Consider the following 18,501-nt stretch of genomic DNA (forward strand, 5'->3'; position numbering starts at 1 on the left):
TTGATGTCACATTATAACCTTCAAACAGACATGAAAAAGCGGACATTCTTTTCAATGTCCGCTGTACTCGATTATTCACCCAGCAATGCTTTCGCATCTGAATAAGTTAATCCATGAGATTCCGCCACTGCTTCATAAGTTACAAAACCGTTTAATGTATTGAGTCCTTTTAAAAGCGATTCATTTTCCAGGCAGGCTTTTTTGTAACCCTTATTTGCGATTTGCACTGCATAAGGAACAGTTACATTCGTCAGAGCAATCGTTGATGTTCTTGGCACAGCACCAGGCATATTCGCTACAGCATAGTGAAGAACTCCATGCTTTTCATATGTTGGATTATCATGAGTTGTAATTCTGTCTGTAGTAGCAAAAATACCTCCTTGATCAATTGCAATATCGACAATGACTGAACCCTGAGTCATGCTTTGGACCATTTCCTCAGACACAAGCTTTGGAGCTCTTGCCCCAGGTATAAGCACAGCTCCAATCACAAGATCTGACTGGCTGACAGCATAAGCAATATTGTAGGGGTTTGACATAAGCGTGGTGATTTCTTTTCCAAAAATATCATCCAGCTGGCGCAAACGATCCGGGTTTACATCGAGCATGGTAACATCGGCCCCAAGCCCGACGGCGATTTTGGCAGCGTTCGTTCCAGCTACCCCGCCTCCGATAATGGCCACTTTCCCGCGCTTCACTCCGGGTACCCCTGACAATAAGATACCCATTCCGCCTTTTGGCTTTTCTAAAAATTGCGCGCCAATCTGTGAAGCCATTCTTCCGGCCACTTCACTCATCGGTGTTAAAAGAGGCAATGAGCGGTTTGGAAGCTGAACCGTTTCATAAGCAATCCCAACCACTTTCCGGTCAATCAGTGCACGGGTAAGCTCTGATTCAGCAGCAAGATGCAGATAGGTGAATAAAATCAACCCCTCACGAAAGTACTGGTATTCAGATGGAAGGGGTTCCTTTACCTTCATCACCATATCCATCGCCCAGGCTTCTTCTGGTGAGACAACGATTTTCGCACCTGCTTCCATGTACTGATGATCCGGAAAACCCGATCCTTCCCCTGCGTTTTGCTCAATATACACCTCATGCCCCGCCTGAACAAGGGGAATGACACCAGCAGGGGTCATAGCCACACGGTTTTCGTTATTTTTAATTTCTTTAGGTATGCCGATCTTCATCGTTTTTCCTCCTGTATCATTTCCATTTCAATCCGTTTCTATTTTAAGTATTTCCTTAATTTATCATATGGAAACTCACCTGAATTGGAAATGTATTCTAGGAAATGTGCGTTTACCACGAAAAGCGGATCCGCCCTGTTTAGCTCCGACAGACAGATAAGGATCCGACAGAAAAGGCGCTTTTTGCCTTTACTGGCGGAGCCGTTCTGGCCGAGGAGCTGGGCGGTGGAGCTAGACAATAACGAAAAGCGGAACCGACTGGTCAGACTCGGGCAGACAGATAAGAATTCACCCGAAAAGTCCGGGTCCCGCCTTTTTGGGGGAATTTGTTCTGGCCGAGGGGCTAGGAGGTGGAGCTAGATACCACGAAAAGAGGAACCGCCCTGTTTAGCGCAGGCAGACAGATAAGGATCCGGCTGAAAAGGCGCTTTTTGCCTTTACAGACGGAGCCGTTCTGGCCGAGGAGCTGGGAGGTTTATTTTCTCTCTATTAAAAAACACCCCAACATGAGTTGAGGTGAACATTACGGGCGGCGGTTCAATACATTTACAGCTCCGGTAGCTTCGATGACAGCTCCGGTAATCATATCTGAATTTTCACTGCATAAAAACGCAATCAGTCTTCCGATATCTTCTCCCGTTCCTGATCTGCCAATCGGAGTATCCGGGTCGTGAATCTCTCTTGCCTGAGAAATACTGGCTTCCTTCATCTCTCCTGTGATATTGCCAGGGCAAATCATATTTGCCGTTATGCCGTATTCTGCTTCCTCAATCGCAATCGTTTTAGTGAGAGATGCAAGACCGGTTTTAGCTGCGCTGAATGCAGACCGATGCAGCCAGCCTGATGATGAATCAGCTCCTTGAAAACCGTATGTGATAATGCGTCCGTATTGCTGTTTTCGCATGATGGGAATCACTTTTTTCAGCAGATAAAAGACAGCGGTCAAATTGCCGTCTATCATTTCATGCCATTCCGCGTCAAGATAATCAGCCAATTTTTTTCTTTCGAATATGTAAGGACCGGCATTATTAATTAAACAGTCGATGCGGCCAAACTTTTTAAATCCCTCATCAACTAAATAAAGCAGGTCTTCTTTTTTAGTTACGTCCCCTTTAATAAAAAGCATGCGGTCTTCAAGATGTGCATATTGTTTCTTTAGCTCTGCAACGGCAGATTCATCACTGCGGTAATTAATTGTGACAGAGTAGCCTTCAGAGAGGAACAGCTCCGTCACTTTTCTTCCTAAACCTTTTGAACCAGCTGTTATGATGGCATGTCTCAACGTTAAAATCCTCCTCGGTGCACCGGGATATAGTATGCTATTTATCTTTTTTATTGTATTGAAATGAAAACAATCTTACAATAACGAAAAGCGGAATCGCCCGTTTAGCTCCGACAGACAGATAAGGATCAGCCGGCGAAGGCGCTTTTTGCCTTTGCTGGATGAGCCGTTCTGGCCGAGGAGCTGGGCGGTGGAGCTAGACAAAACGAAAAGCGGAACTGACTGTTCAGACTCGGGCAGACAGATAAGAATTCACCCGAAAAGTCCGGTTTTGACTTTTTGGGGGAATTTGTTATGGCCGAGGGGCTAGGAAGTGGAGCTAGACAAAACGAAAAGCGGAACCGACTGTTTAGCTCCTACAGACTGATAAGAATTCACCCGAAAAGTCCGGGTTTGACAATGCCTGAACCTTCTGCAGATCTGATTATATAACAGCATGGAGTCCGCAGATGATCCAGATACATAAAATAAATAATTAACAAAGGCGGAAAAATCATGGCCCAATCTGCGATCGCATCAAAACTTGAACAATACGGATTAGAGGCTGTCCCTAAGGAACGTCGCAGCACTTCCTGGTTTGACTATTTTATCATTCAATTATCGTTTTCTGTTAATGCAGGCAATTTTCTTCTTCCTGCGCTGGCCGTTATGGAAGGGGGACTTTCTTTTTTCCAGGCAGTACTATGCACAGTGATTGGAGCTTCTCTTGCCTTCTTTTTTGTTTCGCTTTTATCGCTTCCAGGCTCAGTTCACGGAATTCCTGCACAATATGCGATAAGGTCTTTTATTGGAACAAAAGGAGCGCGCTTTTTCTCTTCACCGGTGCGCACTATTACATCACTTTATTGGTTCTGCGTTCAAACAATAGGCGGAACACTGATGATCATTGAGATCTGCAGACGATACTTTCAAATTGAACTTGAATTCGCTCCCCTTGCTATGCTGCTTGGAACAGGCATGGCTGCAATTGCAGCTGCAGGTTTTGATGCTGTAAAAAAAATCACAAAATATTTCCTGCCTTTTTTGCTTGCTGGACAAGGAGCTATTTTCTATTTGTATTTTACTACAAGATCAGCATCGCCTTCAGCATCTGATATGCCCATAAACTCAAATTCTGCCTTTTTGACAATGGCTCTCTATGCAAGCCTTGTATTTGTCCAGTATATTTCTGGCGTCAGCGCTTCAGCGGATATGGCGAGATATGCGAAATCTCCTAAGCACGGATTTTTTGGCTTATATGCAGGCAATTTTTTTGGATTTTTCCTGACAGCCTGCTTCGGGGCATATAGTGCCTTTTATTATAACCAGCTGAATCCATTCATATCAGCAAGTACCTTGACTGATTCCATTCCACTCGTGATGGTCATTTTACTTTGTTCGATTTTATCGATGTTTTCAATCAATCTGAACAATGCTTATACAGGTGCCTTCAGCCTGCTGAATATTTTCCCGGCACTTGGAAGACTGAAAAGTGCAGCTGTTTTCGGCATAGCGGCCATCTGCTTGAGTACAATTCCTGCGTTTGTCACGGAAGCTTCTTATTTCATTTCTTTGTTGGGATCCGCGATTATTCCGCTATCTGCTGTTATTGTCGTGGAATTTGTGATGAATCATTATAAAACAGCACAAGTCTCCTCAAAGCAAATAAACAGAAGAGCTGCTATCGCCATTATTTGCGGGATATGTATTTATTTCATCATTCCTGATCCTTTTTCACCTGGTTTTTTAACATTTATCACCTCTGGCCTGCTCTGCTTGATCCTTAATAAAAAAGAAAAAAGTCATCATGATTGATGACTTTTTCTTGTATTAGAATAAAAGCTATTCTTTATCTTCGTCTCGCGGCTGAAGATTTTCCTGAAGAAAATTTTGTTCGTACTGCTGTTCAACTACTCCGCTTGAATAAGCATCTGTAATTAACTGTGATGTTTCATTTTCTCCTTCATAATCATAATAAGCCGATTGATTTTTTGGATCTTTTTCTTTTCCCATCGGTAACAGCTCCTTCAAGTTCAGATAGTGTATTCTTTACTATCGTTTGTGAAAATGGACCTGTTTACGATGGTAAAACCTTCAAATTTCACAGTAATGCTTTATCAGCCTTAGCTATCGCTTCTTTTACTTTTGAAAAGCCCGTGCCGCCATCGCTTATTCTTTTGGCAACCGCCGTATATGGATCGATTGTTTCAAATATATCTGAAGAAAATAAAGAAGACGCATCCTGATATTCTTCGAGTGAAAGATCTTTTAAATAAATGCCTTTTTCAATGCAAGTATAAACAAGTTTTCCAACTACTTCGTGTGCTTCTCTAAAAGGCATGCCTTTTTTAGCAAGATAATCCGCAAGCTCCGTTGCATTTGAGAAATCTTCTGTTGTCGCTTTCTTCATTTTCTCTTTTTTTACTTTAAGCGTGCCGATCATGCCAATAAAAATTTGCAGACTTCCTTCTACTGTCCGGACTGTGTCAAACATTCCCTCTTTATCCTCCTGCATATCCTTGTTATAAGCGAGAGGCAATCCTTTTAAAGTCGTCAGCAAAGCAAATAAATGGCCATAGACCCGTCCCGTTTTGCCGCGGATTAATTCGGCCATATCCGGGTTTTTCTTCTGAGGCATCATGGAGCTTCCTGTTGCGTAAGTATCATCAAGCTCTACAAACTGAAATTCCTGGCTGCACCATAAAATCAGTTCTTCGCATAAGCGTGATAAGTGCATCATCATCAGAGAGCTGTTGCTCAGAAATTCAACGATAAAATCGCGATCGCTGACTCCGTCAAGGCTGTTTTCATAAATCCCTTCAAATTCAAGCAGTTCAGCCGTTAAGTGACGATCAATCGGAAACGTTGTCCCTGCAAGCGCCCCGCAGCCGAGCGGAGAAATGTTGATGCGCTTTAAGGATTCATCAAAACGCTGTTTATCCCGCTCAAGCATCCAGAAATAGGCAAGAAGGTGATGTGCGAACGAAATTGGCTGTGCACGCTGAAGATGAGTATAGCCCGGCAAAATCGTTTCTACATTCTCTTTTGCTTTTTCTAAAAGCGTCTGCTGAAAGGAAGTAATCAGCTGAGTAATTTCCTTCACATGATTTTTTAAATAAAGGTGCATATCTGTAGCAACTTGATCGTTTCTGCTTCTGCCTGTATGAAGTTTGCCTCCTACAGGCCCGATTTCATCAATAAGCAGCTTTTCGAGATTTAAATGGATGTCTTCGTAATCCACGGAAAACGCAAGCTCTCCATTTTCAGCCTTTTCTTTTAAAAGAATAAGACCTGTTTTAATTTGCTCGGCCTCAGCTGGTTCGATGATCCCGCATTGTCCGAGCATATGAGCATGCGCAAGGCTTCCCTGAAGATCTTCTAGAACGAGTTCTTTATCAAAGGAAATGGATGCTCCAAATTCATCCACCCATTTTTCAGGTGTTTTTTGAAAACGTCCACCCCACAGTTTTTTCATACGTTCACCTTCTTTTTTCCCTGCACCATGCTGCTGACCTTAGTAGGAAGTCCATAAAGCGAGATGAACCCAACTGCTGCCTGATGGTCAAATGAATCCTCAGTTGTATATGTTGCAAGCTTTTCATCATAAAGAGAGTATGCAGATTTTCTGCCTTCAACAATGGCATGACCTTTAAAAAGTTTTACCCGCACCGTTCCTGTAACATATGCTTGTGTCTCTTTCAGGAATCCAAGCAGGGCATCCTTCAGCGGCGAAAACCATAAGCCGTTATAAATGAGTTCTGTCAGCTTCATTTCAATAACTGGTTTAAAGTGTGCCACTTCTTTAACAAGAGTCAGATCTTCTAATTCTTTATGAGCTTTAAGCAGCGTAATCGCAGCCGGGCATTCATATACTTCACGAGATTTGATGCCAACTAGGCGATTTTCTACATGATCAATTCTTCCGACCCCATGCTTGCCTGCAAGTGCATTTAAATGAAGGATTAACTCTGCCAGCGGATAAGCTGTGCCATTTAATGAAACCGGTACGCCTTGCTCAAATTCGATTTCCACCATTTCAGCTGTATCCGGTGTATTTTCAATGGAATTTGTCAGGTCATATGCTTCTTCAGGAGGAGCTGCCCATGGGTCTTCAAGAACTCCGCATTCATTGCTTCGTCCCCATAAGTTCTGATCAATTGAAAACGGGCTGCCGAGATTAATTGGAATCGGGATATTGTTGTCCTGTGCATATTGAATTTCTTCCTCACGCGACCAGCTCCACTCACGTACTGGAGCAAGCACTTCAAGGTCAGGGTTTAAAGCTTTAATAGATACTTCAAACCGAACCTGATCATTGCCTTTTCCCGTACAGCCATGCGCAACTGCAATGGCATTCTCCTGCTCCGCAACCTCTACTAGCTTTTTAGCAATTAAAGGACGTGACAATGCAGATACAAGCGGGTATTTTCCTTCATATAAAGCATGTGATTGAAGAGCCACCAATGCAAATTCATCAGCAAATTCTTTCTTTGCATCAATTACGTATGATTTAGAAGCCCCAACCTGCAGCGCTTTGCTTTGAATAAATGCAAGATCTTTTCCTTCACCGACATCTAAACAGCATGCAATCACTTCGTATCCTTGATCCTGAAGCCACTTGATTGCTACTGAAGTATCTAAACCGCCTGAATAAGCCAACACTACTTTTTTATTTAAAGTCATCTTAATTTCCCCTCTCGGATGTATAAATATTAATTTAGATTCATAACTATTCATTTGATAAATACCACTTTAACAAGTTATCCATGGTTTTTCAATAGATTTCGCAAAACTTTTTATGAAATAATCGTGAATTTTATACAAGGGTCATGTAAAATGAAGGAAAGCTTGCGCACGGGGGAATGGCAATGAAACATTTTCGTTTTAGCGAGAGGCTTGGTATCTACTGTCCAAACCTCGAAGTGGAGTGGGAAAAGATTCATCCACATGAACAGGAAGCGATCCTGATGCAATGGGAAAAAATCCGCGGGAGCATACCCGATCAAATTGCAAAAATAGAAGAACAGATTAACGCTAAACAGAATGAATTGAACAATGAAGAGGATTTTTCAAGGTCCTGCAGACTTAACGCGGAGATATCTGAGCATGCATCCATTATCAATGACTTATGGCTCTGGTTCAGGCTGCATCAGAACGTATCAGAACGGATGCATGGTTAATGAATAGAAATGTATAAAAAAAACATCACCGGAGACGGTGATGTTTTTTGCGCATTATTTTAAATCTTTTTTAACCTCTCTGACAACGTGTCCAAGTTCGGGAATAATCAGCTTTTCCATTGCAAGGTTAACAGCACCCGCTGACCCTGGCATTGAGAAGATGACAGTATCATCAGCAACGCCTCCAATGGCTCTGCTCAGGATCGCTGATGATCCGATATCCTCCTGATAGCTGAGCATTCTGAACAGCTCTCCAAACCCCGGGATCTCTTTTTCAAGCAAACTTTGAACTGCTTCAATGGTGACGTCTCTTTTTGCGATTCCAGTGCCGCCGCTTAGAAGGATGACATCAATTTCACTGGATTTGCATCCGCTGACAACCGCGCTTTTAATTAACGTTTCTTCATCAGGAATAATTTCATACTGCACAACTTCATGGCCTGCATTTTGAATAAGTCCCGAAATAAGCTGGCCGCTTTTATCCGTATCTGGCGTTCTAGTATCACTGACTGTTATAATTTTACAGCACACCTTCACAGGTGCATGCAATTTATGTTCAATTGAACTCATAATCGGCATCCTTTTTTTCAAGCAGCAGCCTGTAGCGGTAATATTGATGGGCAAAATCTGTAATTTGTCTTGTCAGCTGGTAGTTGATTCCGGCACCGATAGCCATGCCGATCAATGGAATACCGCCAATCATCTTTTTACGCAGCATGGTAATAGCGGATACTTTAACAAGCTGTTTAATTAAGTGATCAATGCTCGCCTGATTGGCAAGCTTATCTTCTCCCTCGTAAAAAAACGGATTTTCATCTTGGTTTCTAAGATCCTCTGTCAGCGCAGCCCATTGTTTATATCGAAGATGCTTGGGCAGAAGCGCCGCATGGTAAACTTTTAAAGATGTCATCATTTCAAAAGGAGAATTCACTTCATACCCATAGCTTAGAGCCGTCATTTGAACAGCTCGCAGATTCAGCAGCATTTGAGCCGGCAGATCAATTCCCATTAATAGAAATCCGCCTGTTCCCGCTAAGCCGCCTTGAACGAATGAATATAGCCGATGCTTGGACAATTGTAAGTCTGATATATAGTGCAGCTGATCAACACTTAGTTTTTTCAGGTCATATATATGATGAATATCTTCATCAAACGTTTTTGCAGTCATGAGCAGCTGCTGTCTTGCATCATGCTGCACATGAGAATTTTGAATAAAAGAATGCAAATGAAAGAGAATATCGTCCAGCTTATCAAAAAATTTTCGTTTAATTGGCTCAGGAATCTCATTAAGCTTTCGATTTAGCCATTTATCATACGTGCGGCCAAAATCTGAGCGAAAATCCTCCCCTAATTGCTGTTCCCACTCTTTTATTTCTGCAAGCAGCTGACTTTCCCGATTTGAAAGCGTCATATTCCTTCCTCCTGTTTCCAGACATCTCCATTATTTCTTCAATTATATCATATTGAATCGTACGGTTTCATTGGTCTTATTTAGTGTTTTCAGTTGATTATTTCAGTAAAAAACCAGCGGCCACATATAATACGGCAGCAGCGGCACAGCCGATTGCGGTAAATTTCAATTTATAGCGGGCATACTCTACAACTGGCATACCGAGTATTGAGGCTGTAGTAATGGTAGTGTCTCCAAGCGGGGAGGTCATGGCGCCAAATGCCCCGCTTGCAAATACTGCACCCACAGTAAGCGGTATGGAAGCACCTGAAGCGACAGCAAGTGTTATTCCAAGCGGCATAAATAACCCCCATGTTCCCCAGGAGGATCCAATAAAATAACCGACAGCAGATCCAAGCAAAAAGATTATAGCCGGCACGAAGGAAGCAGGCAGAACATTTCCAAGCGTCGAACTGATGAAATCAGAAAAACCAATATCCTCTGCTGACAGTGAGAGGGCCCATACTAAAATCAGAAGGATGATTGCCTGCATCATCTGATTGCCGCCGTCATAAAAATGGTAAAGTGTTTCTTTCAGCGGGACACGGCGTATACTGTAAAACAGGAAAGTAATCACCAGTGTTAAGAAAACAGCAAGCAGCATAACAAAGGTCGCATCCGCTTTTGCAAAAGCTTGAAATACTGTATTGCCGCCCTTTTCCCTCCCATCCTGCCACAGAAGAAACATAGATAGTCCGAGAAGGAGAAATAAAGGAACAATTAAATGCCAAGGCTCGGCTTTTACTTCTTCAAGCTCCTGCTTAAGACCAATTCCATGATAGGGATGTTCTTCTTCCGCTGCTTTTTCACTTTTAGCACGGCTCTGTTTATTAGGTTTTCTGAAGGTGCTGATCAATCCAAGCACAAGCATGACAATCGCAAAGAAATTAAAAGGTATGCTTGAGAGAAAAATCTCATAGGGAGCGAAGTCCAGCTGATTTCTTTCCATTCCGCCCTCTACCAGTGAAAGCATAAAACCGGTAAATGCTGTACCTGCAGGCAACAGAACAATCGTTGATGCAGTTGAAACATCCATCGTAAAACCAACTTTTTGTTTCGACAGCTCTCTTTTTTCCATCAATGATTTTATTACAGGACCAATCATCATAATCCTGAACATCGGCATCATAAAGGTGAAAGGCAAAGACAGCCAAATAATGCTGAGCAGCCCCCTCTCTGACTTTACTTTCTTTCCGACCCATTCGGAGAACCCTTTAATTCCTCCGGATATTTTCATCATTCCGACTAACCCGCCAAACAAATACAGAAAACCGATAATTTTCATATTTGTATCGTCTGACAGCGTTTTTAACACATAATTCAGGACTTCCTCCAGACCTCCTAGAAGATCAGGATTTACAATAAAAGAACCTGCAAGCAGACCAAATACTAGACCAGGCAAAATTTCTTTAAGCCATATTGATAGGGCAATAACGATTAAAAACGGAACAAGTGAGAGCCAGGCGTTTTCCAAACAGATTGCTCCTTTCTTTCATGCATTTTTTAAAGAGAAAAAATTTGCGGATTGGTGTCTAGCTTCACCTCCTAGCCCCTCGGCCAGAACAGTCGGTTCCGCTTTTCTCATTGTCTAGCTTCACCTCCTAGCCCCTCGGCCAGAACAGATTCGTCAGTAAAGGCAAAAAGCGCCTTTTCTGACGAATCCTTATCTGTCTGTCGGGTCTGAACAGTCGGTTCCGCTTTTCTTAATAGTGTGCCAAAAATATAACATTTCCACTAATGCAGCTTGCAGACATGAAGACAACAAAAAGACAGCCATCAACGATGACTGTCTTCTTATCAATCAATTCTTATTATTTAGCAATACGCTCAACATCGCGGGCAATCATAACTTCCTCATTTGTAGGAATAATGATGACTTTTACTGGTGAGTGAGGATAGCTTACGAACGCCTCTTCGCCTCGGACCTGATTAAGAGCAGGATCCCAGTATACACCCATAAATTCTAATCCGCGAAGGACACGTTCACGAATGTCGATGCTGTTTTCACCAATTCCGGCAGTGAAGATAATCGCATCTACACCGGACATGCGTGCTGCATAAGATCCGATATATTTATGGATTCTGCTTGCGAATACTTCTAATGAAGTTCTTGCACGATCATTGCCTTCTTCCGCAGCTTTTGTAATGTCGCGAAGGTCAGATGATAAGCCTGAAATTCCAAGCAGACCGGATTTTTTATTTAAAATATCCAATACTTCAATCGCAGAATGACCCGTTTTCTCCATGATAAATGGAATTAAAGCTGGATCAATATTTCCTGAACGTGTACCCATTGCCACGCCAGCAAGCGGGGTAAAGCCCATAGAAGTATCAATGGATTTACCGCCTTCAATGGCAGCAATACTTGCACCGTTTCCTAAATGGCAGGAAATAAGACGAAGCTGTTCAATTGGACGGCCTAATAATTCAGCCGCTCTTTCTGAAACATACTTATGAGACGTTCCGTGGAAGCCGTATTTACGGATGCCGAATTTCTCATAGTACTCGTAAGGAAGGCTGTATAAGAAAGATTGATCCGGCATTGTCTGATGAAAAGCTGTATCAAAAACAGCTACAGCAGGCACGTTTGGAAGAACCTCTTTAAAAGCCTTAATGCCGACAACGTTAGCCGGGTTATGAAGAGGAGCAAGTTCTGAAAGCTCTTCAATTTCTTTCAGTGTTTCAGGTGTAATCAGCACGGAATCATCGAATTTTTCCCCGCCGTGAACAACACGGTGGCCAATCCCTTCAATTTCATCCAATGAACCAATAATTCCAAGCTCAGTTAATTTAGAAAGAAGAATTTTAACAGCAACAGCATGATCTGGAATATCAGTCGTTTCTGTGATTTTTTCTCCATTTACTGAGATCGTGAATACTGCTTGATCTAAACCGATGCGTTCTACAAGACCAGCTGTTAATACGTCCTCAGCCGGCATTTCGAATAATTGGAACTTCAAAGAAGAGCTCCCTGCATTAATTGCAATTACTTTTGCCATTATGTTTACCGCTCCTTTTTATATAAAGCAATTTGCCTATTTAAAAATAAGAAATGGTTCTCTTCCTTATTCTTTACAAATGAACCCGAATATTATCTGACTTTCTCATTTAAACATTGCATGTCAGACATTTCAAGTACATTTCCGGCATGCAATCGTTTACAGGTTATATTCATTTTATTCTGATTTTTTCAACACAAAAAAGGAAAGACCGCCGCCGGCCTTTCCTTTTTAAAACTCACTTTTTATTCTCTGCAAACCAGCTGTCCAGCTGTTTCATGATCGACTGCATGCCTGCTTTATCTGAGAACTTGGGAAGTTCCGCAAGCATTGCCTGTTTAGGAGCTGAGACGCCCTCTCCCTTTTTCTGAAGGATAAAAATGCTTTTAGCATGCTGTTTGTCTTTAAATAGAGATTCAGGCAGCTGCAGAAGTCCTTGGACAATGACCTGTTCTTTCAAGTATTCCTTCAGCTTTGGAGCTTCTTTTGATTCAAATAAGTGGTTTGGGACAATAAAGAAAAGATAGCCGCCTGCTTTTGTGTAATTAATACTCTGCTCAATAAAGAGATGGTGGGAGTATGAATGGCCGCTGTCCGCCTTGAGTTTGAATTTGTCTGCTCCCACATCATTTGGATAATAGCCGATCGGCAAATCACAAATGACATAATCGACTGGATCAATGTAAAGGGGTTCCAGTGAATCCTGATTGTAAAACTGAACGGAGTGCTCCCCAAGATTAGCATTTAAAAAAGCAAGCTTAATAAGAAGGTCATCAACTTCTACGCCGAAGCTTTCTGTATGCTCTTGTTTCAAATGATTTAAAACAGCAGTTAATAAATTCCCTGTCCCTACTGCAGGATCAAGAAGGGAGATTTCCTTTTGATCTGAAGCAAATTTATTCACAAGATATCCAGTGAACAAGCCAACTGTATCAGGGGTCATTTGGTGATTGGCATGGGCGCCTTCTTTCAGCCCTTTTAAGATAACAAGCTGGAATGCTTTGCGGATTTCTTCTTTTTCATATGAACGGATATTAGATTGTTCATATTTTTTTGCAAGGTTCTTTTTGGCGATTTCGCTCATATCCTCCTGAAGTACTTCACCTTGAAATAAATTTTCTCCAGTTTCAGCGACTGCCTCTATATATGTACAATTTAATTCTTTTGATATCAATTCAGCTGATTCATTCATCAAACTAAACAGCTTTTCTACTTTCGAAACGGCTTGCATGGTCGTTTCCTCCTTCAATGTTCGTATTCCTCATTCTACTGATCAGTATTATATATTTCAAGCCGCAAACCCCGAGTCCTGCTTTTTTCGCAAACAAAAAAGGAAACAACGGGTTCGTATAATAAGGACACCAATCTGTCCGGTTTGAGGAGAAGTGGAATGAAAAAGTTCGTATGAGGACAAAAATCCGTTCGGCTCAATGAAAAGTGGAATCAAAGACTCCGTTTGAGGACACAAATCCGTTCGGCTCGATGAAAAGTGGAATCAAAGGGTCCGGTTGAGGACACAAATCCGTTCGGCTAGATAAAAAGTGGAATTAAAGAGTCCGGTTGAGGACACAAATCCTTTCGGCCCAATGAAAAGTGGAATCAAAGAGTCCCGTTGAGGACACAAATCCGTTCGGCTAGAATAAAAAAAAAGAACCTCAGTGCCCATGGGCCATGAGGTTCTTTTTGGCAATCATCAGTTTGCTGCTTTAGCAGCCTCAATTGCAGCATCGTAATCCGGGTGATCTGTTGCTTCACTGACGTATTCAACGTATGTCACTTTGTCATTGCTGTCAACTACAAATACAGCACGAGCCAATAATCTTAATTCCTGGATATGCACTCCATACGCTTCTCCAAAAGATAGATCGCGGTGATCAGATACTGTTTGGACATTTTCAATGCCGTTAGCTGCACACCAGCGTTTTTGTGCAAAAGGAAGGTCTACACTGACAGTTAATACTTTTAAGTTATCCAATTTAGCTGCTTCTTCATTGAAACGGCGTGTTTGCGCATCACATACCCCTGTATCAATTGAAGGTACAACAGATAGAATACGAACTTGTCCTTTAGAATCAGATAATGAAACTTCAGACATATCATTTGCAAGCACTGTGAAATTCGGTGCCGTGTCCCCAACCTTTACCTCGTTGCCGATAAGCGTTACTGGATTTTGTTTAAATGTAATAGATGCCATTAAAAAACTCCTCCCTAATAAGTATGTACAGTGTAAATATAGCTTGATTACAGCGCGTTTGCAATGTTTACGCCTATTCATTTACAAAATATTTAAATTATTGTAAGGGAAATAAACGTTCCGGCATTGATTTCATATTAAAAGCGCCAGTCAATGAATGACAGGCGCCTATTATTAAATATCAAAATCTTCTTTTTGCTGCTGATTTTGCGACTGATTGCTGTCACTGCGATTTTTTTTGAAAATCCCCTGGATTTTTTCTACCGCCTGGGGAGCAGTGTCAAGAATCTTTTCATATAAATGCGTGCTTTCATCTAAATGCAGCATTTTGATGCCATTTGTCCCGACAATTAAAAAAGCAATTGGAGTAATGGAGACACCGCCCCCGCTTCCTCCGCCAAAAGGCAGCTTCTGACCTCCCGACGATCCGCCTGTGCCTGTTCCGGTATGAGTTTTTTCCTCATGGCCTGAGGCATTAAATTCACTTCCGCCAGCTGCAAAACCAAAACCAACCTTTGAAACAGTTAAAATGACGCTGCCATCAGGTGTTTCTACAGGATCACCAATGATTGTGTTTACATCAATCATTTGTTTCAGGTTTTCCATAGCTGTTTTCATAAGTCCTTGAATCGGATGATCACTCATGATAAGTAGCCTCCTCTATGCTGGTTTATTTTTCTTTTCTTTTGAAAGAAAAGAAAGTTGCTGATTAATAAAGGTTGGACGTCCGCCTCTCCAATATTTGAGCAAGCGTAATCCCGCTACAATAGCATGCCCTGTTCGAAAGTGAAGCATACATGAAAGGATTGTTTTAGAACTCTTTTGATAAAAATTCGGCTCTATTGACAAGATTGGCTGGCTTTTCAGCTTCATATAGGTACTGATAATCCCTACCGCGGCGCCTTTTATTGTCCAGCCCGGTCCAATAAGCATGCCTGTAGCTGCTGCATCTCCTGTTCCGATTTGAGAACGCCATTCAAATTTAACAACTTGCACATGTTTTAAAAACTTTTGAATAATAGCATGTAAATGAACGATATGCTGCGTTAATTCTCTCACATCTTTTAAACTGGTCAAAAAATCATCAGGAGAGATTTTTTCATCTTTTTCTTTAGGCTTACTTGCCTCACCCATTTTTTTCTCTTCTTTTAAAATAAGATTCGGCCCATTCGGATCTACTTTTACGAGAGGGATTTTGATGGTATACTTCAGCAGCCCGAACACGGCTTTCAGCTTGATTTTTATTTCATCATCGTCTCCGATATGTTTCAAATCAAATATCACCGTTATTTTCATAAAAATAAGGAAAAGAAAGAACAAAAAAAGTGCACATGCAATAATCCAGATCCATAACACCTTTCTTCACAACCTTTCAATCTTTCATTATCACCCTCCAAAAAAAAAATAAACCTGCGGCCTTTATTCGGCAGCAGGTTCATTTTTTTTCAAATATTCCGTTATGACAGTTGTATCTGCAAAGAGATCATGGACTCCTTGCTTTTTAGGCGTAAAAGCAGTTACAGCATAGCCAATCCAAGTAAATTTAGAAATAAAACGTCCAATCAGCTCTCTGAATAAAACAGTGCTCCACGACAGCTTTTCGTTCTTAAGGGATATGACCTTGAGCCCGAATACCATTTTCCCCAATGTCTGCCCCAAGTACTTTGTCATGAAGACGAAGTACAGATAGAAGGAGACTGCCGTACAAATTTGGATAGGAGAGAAAATGAAATTGTCTGATGTCGGAATCTCAAGCCATGTAAATAAAGGATGAAAGACGATTCGATTTACGCTTCCAATCACAATTAAATCAATTAAATAAGCCCAAAACCGGAGCCAGAAGCCTGCGTAATGAACATTCATTACTGGATGGCTTTCTTCTATTCTCTGAAGAGGCTGCTCGTGGTTATGTCCTTCTTCATACGTAGCATCCATTTGCAAAACCTCCTCTTATTCTGAATACAGGTACATCATACGAGGTGAATTCGATTGTGAGAAAAAGCGGTATAATCCCATCAGTTCAAACTCCTCGCTGAACACTTTATTGGCGCCAAGAGCAAGCAGCGAATCAAGACCTGCACTTGTTTCATATTCAACAACGTGAGCGCCTTCTATTTTCAAATCTTTTTTCATTCCTTTTAAAGCATCATCAGAGTAACCCAGTTCATCAATTAAGTTTAATTCCTTTGCCTGGCGGCCATCATAAATACGGCCATCAGCAAGTTTCCGCACTTCTCCGTCAGACAATCCGCGACCATCTGCAATCACATCAACAAAGCCCTGATAGGCATTATTAACCATTGTCTGCAGAATTTCTCTGTCTTCAGGCGTCATTTCGCGCGCAGGAGACATGATGTCTTTAAACTCACCGCTTTTAACCGTTTCAAATTTCACGCCGTACTTCTCTGCAAGACCGCTGTAGTTAATCCCCTGCATAATAACCCCTAATGAACCAGTCAATGTATCGGGAGCCGCATAGATCTTGTCAGCTGGAGCTGAGATATAATACCCTCCAGAGGCAGCGGTTGTGCCCATAGAAACATAGATCTTTTTCTTGTGTTTTTCTTTTGCTTCAATTAAATGCTTATGTATTTCTGCACTTTCAACGACTCCTCCGCCCGGAGAATTCACTTTCAGCATAATGCCGCGAACACTTTTATCTTTCGCAGCAGCATCAATCATATCTAAAAATTGCTGATGCTGATAGCCTGCTGTTTCAAAAAAGGAAGTGACATTTTCCCCTGTATCTTGAATGACTCCGTTTACTTCAAGCACAACAATTTTTTTAGATTCATTTCCAGGTTCCAAAACCGTTTCTGTAAATTCTTCATTGGCAGTGAGGGCATTTGTAAAAGCATTGCTGTTTGCCAAAGCCATATTGGTTAAACTGACGACAACTGAAATACCAAACAGGACAGCGGCAATGACAAGTGCCCCCCATCGTTTTCCATTCATGATGATTCCTCCCTGATTTTTGCGAGACGTAATAAAAATCTATTCCCTTATTTAATTATGTATGAAGCAGGTTCTCTTTATTAAAGGCTGTTTTCTCATAGATTGTTGTTTTCAATTATAAATGTTGTCCGTTCCTTTCCGCTTCAGGAACTTGCTTTCCGCGGAGCGCATGGGAGCATCCTCGGCTTTGCCTGTAGGGTCTCCCACTTTGCTCTATATCCCGCAGGAGTCAAGTTTATCCGCTGCAATCCACTAAAGGCTTTTAACATTTAAGGCATTAGCAACGATATTTTTAAAAATAGCCTTAATAAAAAACAAACTTCATAAAAAAGGCATTAAAAACGTGCAATTCTTTTAATCTTTATGCTGAAAATGGTAAACTAAACACCATAAAGTATTGTAACACCATTTGCTAAGATTGTGTAACTTTTCCAACATTAAGGAGGACTAACATGACAGATAATCGCCGCAACGTTTATTTTTATTACAAAAAAGACGATGAACTAGTACAAAAAGTGAAAGGGCTTACCTCTCTGGCTGAAGAACAGGGATTTAAAGTTGTACCTGATTCAAAACTAGCAAATATTATAGTAAGTATAGGCGGTGACGGCACGTTCCTTCAAGCCGTCAGAAAAACGAATTTCAGAGATGACTGTCTGTATGTGGGCATTTCCGTTAAAGGAACGGTCAGCCTGTATTGCGACTTTAAAATTGAAGAAACAGATAAAATCATTGAAGCAATGAAAGAAGCACAAATCGAAGTAAGACGCTACCCGATTCTCGATGTTACAATCGACGGCCACACAACGTTTCAGTGCCTGAATGAATGTTCTATTCGCTCCGGCATTATTAAAACATTTGTTATTGATGTATTTATTGACGACCTGCATTTTGAAACATTCAGAGGAGACGGCATGATTATTTCAACGCCGACAGGAAGCACTGCCTACAATAAATCTGTACAGGGTGCTGTTGTCGATCCGCTTCTTCCATGTCTTCAAGTAAGCGAGCTTGCGTCACTTAATAACAATAAATACCGTACACTTGGATCTCCATTCATTTTAAGCGGAGACAGAAAATTGACCCTGAAAATTGTCCAGGATGGAAATGATCATCCTGTCATCGGCATGGATAACGATGCACTCAGCATCCGCCACGTCGAAAAAATAGAACTGTCTCTAAGCCAATCCATTATTAAGACGGTAAAACTAAAGGATAATTCGTTCTGGGAAAAAGTAAAACGCACGTTTTTATAAATAGAAAAGCAAAGCC

Annotated in this window: 18 protein-coding genes; 3 read left to right on the top strand and 15 right to left on the bottom strand. The window is 41.5% G+C overall.

Annotated elements, in window-relative coordinates:
• Positions 1-71: 71 nt before the first annotated feature.
• A complete protein-coding gene (gene ald / locus AC3ISE_RS16975; protein ID WP_489221876.1) occupies positions 72-1,190 on the bottom strand; it encodes an alanine dehydrogenase in 1,119 nt (372 codons plus the stop codon).
• Positions 1,191-1,713: 523 nt separating this feature from the next.
• The gene (locus AC3ISE_RS16980; protein ID WP_489221877.1) at positions 1,714-2,472 is read right to left on the bottom strand and encodes an SDR family oxidoreductase; all 759 of its coding nucleotides are present in this window, start codon (positions 2,470-2,472) and stop codon (positions 1,714-1,716) included.
• 495 nt (positions 2,473-2,967) lie between these two features.
• On the opposite strand from AC3ISE_RS16980, the gene AC3ISE_RS16985 reads away from it, so the two are divergent.
• Positions 2,968-4,266 carry a purine-cytosine permease family protein gene (locus AC3ISE_RS16985; RefSeq protein ID WP_489221878.1) on the top strand — a complete coding sequence of 433 codons (1,299 nt, stop codon included), beginning with the start codon at positions 2,968-2,970 and terminating at the stop codon, positions 4,264-4,266.
• Between the two features lie 27 nt (positions 4,267-4,293).
• Here the strand turns inward: AC3ISE_RS16985 and AC3ISE_RS16990 are convergent, their stop codons facing one another.
• The 3 genes from AC3ISE_RS16990 to AC3ISE_RS17000 all read right to left on the bottom strand — a co-directional run bounded on the left by AC3ISE_RS16990 (position 4,294) and on the right by AC3ISE_RS17000 (position 7,134).
• Entirely contained in the window at positions 4,294-4,464 is a 171-nt protein-coding gene (locus tag AC3ISE_RS16990; protein WP_165971054.1) for a hypothetical protein, read from the bottom strand.
• Positions 4,465-4,552: 88 nt separating this feature from the next.
• Complete coding sequence (gene argH / locus AC3ISE_RS16995; RefSeq protein ID WP_489221879.1) at positions 4,553-5,926, bottom strand: argininosuccinate lyase; 1,374 nt, start codon at positions 5,924-5,926, stop codon at positions 4,553-4,555.
• Positions 5,923-7,134: an argininosuccinate synthase gene (locus tag AC3ISE_RS17000; RefSeq protein ID WP_489221880.1), complete on the bottom strand. Its 1,212-nt coding sequence runs from the start codon at positions 7,132-7,134 to the stop codon at positions 5,923-5,925. Before AC3ISE_RS17000 ends, argH begins: the two co-directional genes overlap by 4 nt.
• Before the next feature lie 185 nt (positions 7,135-7,319).
• On the opposite strand from AC3ISE_RS17000, the gene AC3ISE_RS17005 reads away from it, so the two are divergent.
• Entirely contained in the window at positions 7,320-7,631 is a 312-nt protein-coding gene (locus AC3ISE_RS17005; protein ID WP_489221881.1) for a hypothetical protein, read from the top strand.
• A 54-nt stretch (positions 7,632-7,685) separates the two neighbouring features.
• Here AC3ISE_RS17005 and AC3ISE_RS17010 read toward each other — a convergent pair whose 3' ends face one another.
• The 10 genes from AC3ISE_RS17010 to sppA all read right to left on the bottom strand — a co-directional run bounded on the left by AC3ISE_RS17010 (position 7,686) and on the right by sppA (position 17,229).
• Positions 7,686-8,201 carry a MogA/MoaB family molybdenum cofactor biosynthesis protein gene (locus AC3ISE_RS17010; RefSeq protein ID WP_489221882.1) on the bottom strand — a complete coding sequence of 172 codons (516 nt, stop codon included), beginning with the start codon at positions 8,199-8,201 and terminating at the stop codon, positions 7,686-7,688.
• Positions 8,188-9,042, bottom strand: coding sequence for an EcsC family protein (locus AC3ISE_RS17015; protein WP_489221883.1), 855 nt, complete (start codon positions 9,040-9,042; stop codon positions 8,188-8,190). Before AC3ISE_RS17015 ends, AC3ISE_RS17010 begins: the two co-directional genes overlap by 14 nt.
• Before the next feature lie 97 nt (positions 9,043-9,139).
• Positions 9,140-10,555, bottom strand: coding sequence for a Na+/H+ antiporter NhaC family protein (locus tag AC3ISE_RS17020; protein WP_489221884.1), 1,416 nt, complete (start codon positions 10,553-10,555; stop codon positions 9,140-9,142).
• A 337-nt stretch (positions 10,556-10,892) separates the two neighbouring features.
• On the bottom strand, positions 10,893-12,080 hold the full coding sequence (locus AC3ISE_RS17025) for an acetate kinase (protein ID WP_489221885.1): 1,188 nt from the start codon (positions 12,078-12,080) through the stop codon (positions 10,893-10,895).
• 238 nt (positions 12,081-12,318) lie between these two features.
• Entirely contained in the window at positions 12,319-13,311 is a 993-nt protein-coding gene (locus AC3ISE_RS17030) for a class I SAM-dependent methyltransferase (protein ID WP_489221886.1), read from the bottom strand.
• Positions 13,312-13,773: 462 nt separating this feature from the next.
• On the bottom strand, positions 13,774-14,274 hold the full coding sequence (gene tpx, locus AC3ISE_RS17035) for a thiol peroxidase (protein WP_223437231.1): 501 nt from the start codon (positions 14,272-14,274) through the stop codon (positions 13,774-13,776).
• Between the two features lie 174 nt (positions 14,275-14,448).
• Positions 14,449-14,919: a GerW family sporulation protein gene (ytfJ, locus tag AC3ISE_RS17040; protein ID WP_489221887.1), complete on the bottom strand. Its 471-nt coding sequence runs from the start codon at positions 14,917-14,919 to the stop codon at positions 14,449-14,451.
• A 15-nt stretch (positions 14,920-14,934) separates the two neighbouring features.
• Positions 14,935-15,546 carry a DUF2953 domain-containing protein gene (locus AC3ISE_RS17045; RefSeq protein ID WP_489221888.1) on the bottom strand — a complete coding sequence of 204 codons (612 nt, stop codon included), beginning with the start codon at positions 15,544-15,546 and terminating at the stop codon, positions 14,935-14,937.
• Positions 15,547-15,693: 147 nt separating this feature from the next.
• Complete coding sequence (locus AC3ISE_RS17050; protein WP_133313552.1) at positions 15,694-16,209, bottom strand: RDD family protein; 516 nt, start codon at positions 16,207-16,209, stop codon at positions 15,694-15,696.
• Between the two features lie 15 nt (positions 16,210-16,224).
• Entirely contained in the window at positions 16,225-17,229 is a 1,005-nt protein-coding gene (sppA, locus tag AC3ISE_RS17055) for a signal peptide peptidase SppA (RefSeq protein ID WP_489221889.1), read from the bottom strand.
• Between the two features lie 452 nt (positions 17,230-17,681).
• Here sppA and AC3ISE_RS17060 point away from each other — a divergent pair, with 452 nt between their 5' ends.
• On the top strand, positions 17,682-18,485 hold the full coding sequence (locus tag AC3ISE_RS17060) for an NAD kinase (protein ID WP_489221890.1): 804 nt from the start codon (positions 17,682-17,684) through the stop codon (positions 18,483-18,485).
• The last annotated feature ends 16 nt before the right edge of the window (positions 18,486-18,501 follow it).

Source organism: Metabacillus sp. KH_069 (genome assembly GCF_057838075.1).

Bases quoted from the DNA above. Each gene is read 5' to 3' on its own strand.
- ald (WP_489221876.1), bottom strand. From the start codon at position 1,190: ATGAAGATCGGCATACCTAAAGAAATTAAAAATAACGAAAACCGTGTG.
- AC3ISE_RS17060 (WP_489221890.1), top strand. From the start codon at position 17,682: ATGACAGATAATCGCCGCAACGTTTATTTTTATTACAAAAAAGACGAT.
- AC3ISE_RS16985 (WP_489221878.1), top strand. From the start codon at position 2,968: ATGGCCCAATCTGCGATCGCATCAAAACTTGAACAATACGGATTAGAG.
- AC3ISE_RS17025 (WP_489221885.1), bottom strand. From the start codon at position 12,080: ATGGCAAAAGTAATTGCAATTAATGCAGGGAGCTCTTCTTTGAAGTTC.
- argH (WP_489221879.1), bottom strand. From the start codon at position 5,926: ATGAAAAAACTGTGGGGTGGACGTTTTCAAAAAACACCTGAAAAATGG.
- sppA (WP_489221889.1), bottom strand. From the start codon at position 17,229: ATGAATGGAAAACGATGGGGGGCACTTGTCATTGCCGCTGTCCTGTTT.
- AC3ISE_RS16990 (WP_165971054.1), bottom strand. From the start codon at position 4,464: ATGGGAAAAGAAAAAGATCCAAAAAATCAATCGGCTTATTATGATTAT.
- AC3ISE_RS17005 (WP_489221881.1), top strand. From the start codon at position 7,320: ATGAAACATTTTCGTTTTAGCGAGAGGCTTGGTATCTACTGTCCAAAC.
- tpx (WP_223437231.1), bottom strand. From the start codon at position 14,274: ATGGCATCTATTACATTTAAACAAAATCCAGTAACGCTTATCGGCAAC.
- AC3ISE_RS17050 (WP_133313552.1), bottom strand. From the start codon at position 16,209: ATGGATGCTACGTATGAAGAAGGACATAACCACGAGCAGCCTCTTCAG.
- ytfJ (WP_489221887.1), bottom strand. From the start codon at position 14,919: ATGAGTGATCATCCGATTCAAGGACTTATGAAAACAGCTATGGAAAAC.
- AC3ISE_RS17000 (WP_489221880.1), bottom strand. From the start codon at position 7,134: ATGACTTTAAATAAAAAAGTAGTGTTGGCTTATTCAGGCGGTTTAGAT.
- AC3ISE_RS17015 (WP_489221883.1), bottom strand. From the start codon at position 9,042: ATGACGCTTTCAAATCGGGAAAGTCAGCTGCTTGCAGAAATAAAAGAG.
- AC3ISE_RS17030 (WP_489221886.1), bottom strand. From the start codon at position 13,311: ATGCAAGCCGTTTCGAAAGTAGAAAAGCTGTTTAGTTTGATGAATGAA.
- AC3ISE_RS17010 (WP_489221882.1), bottom strand. From the start codon at position 8,201: ATGAGTTCAATTGAACATAAATTGCATGCACCTGTGAAGGTGTGCTGT.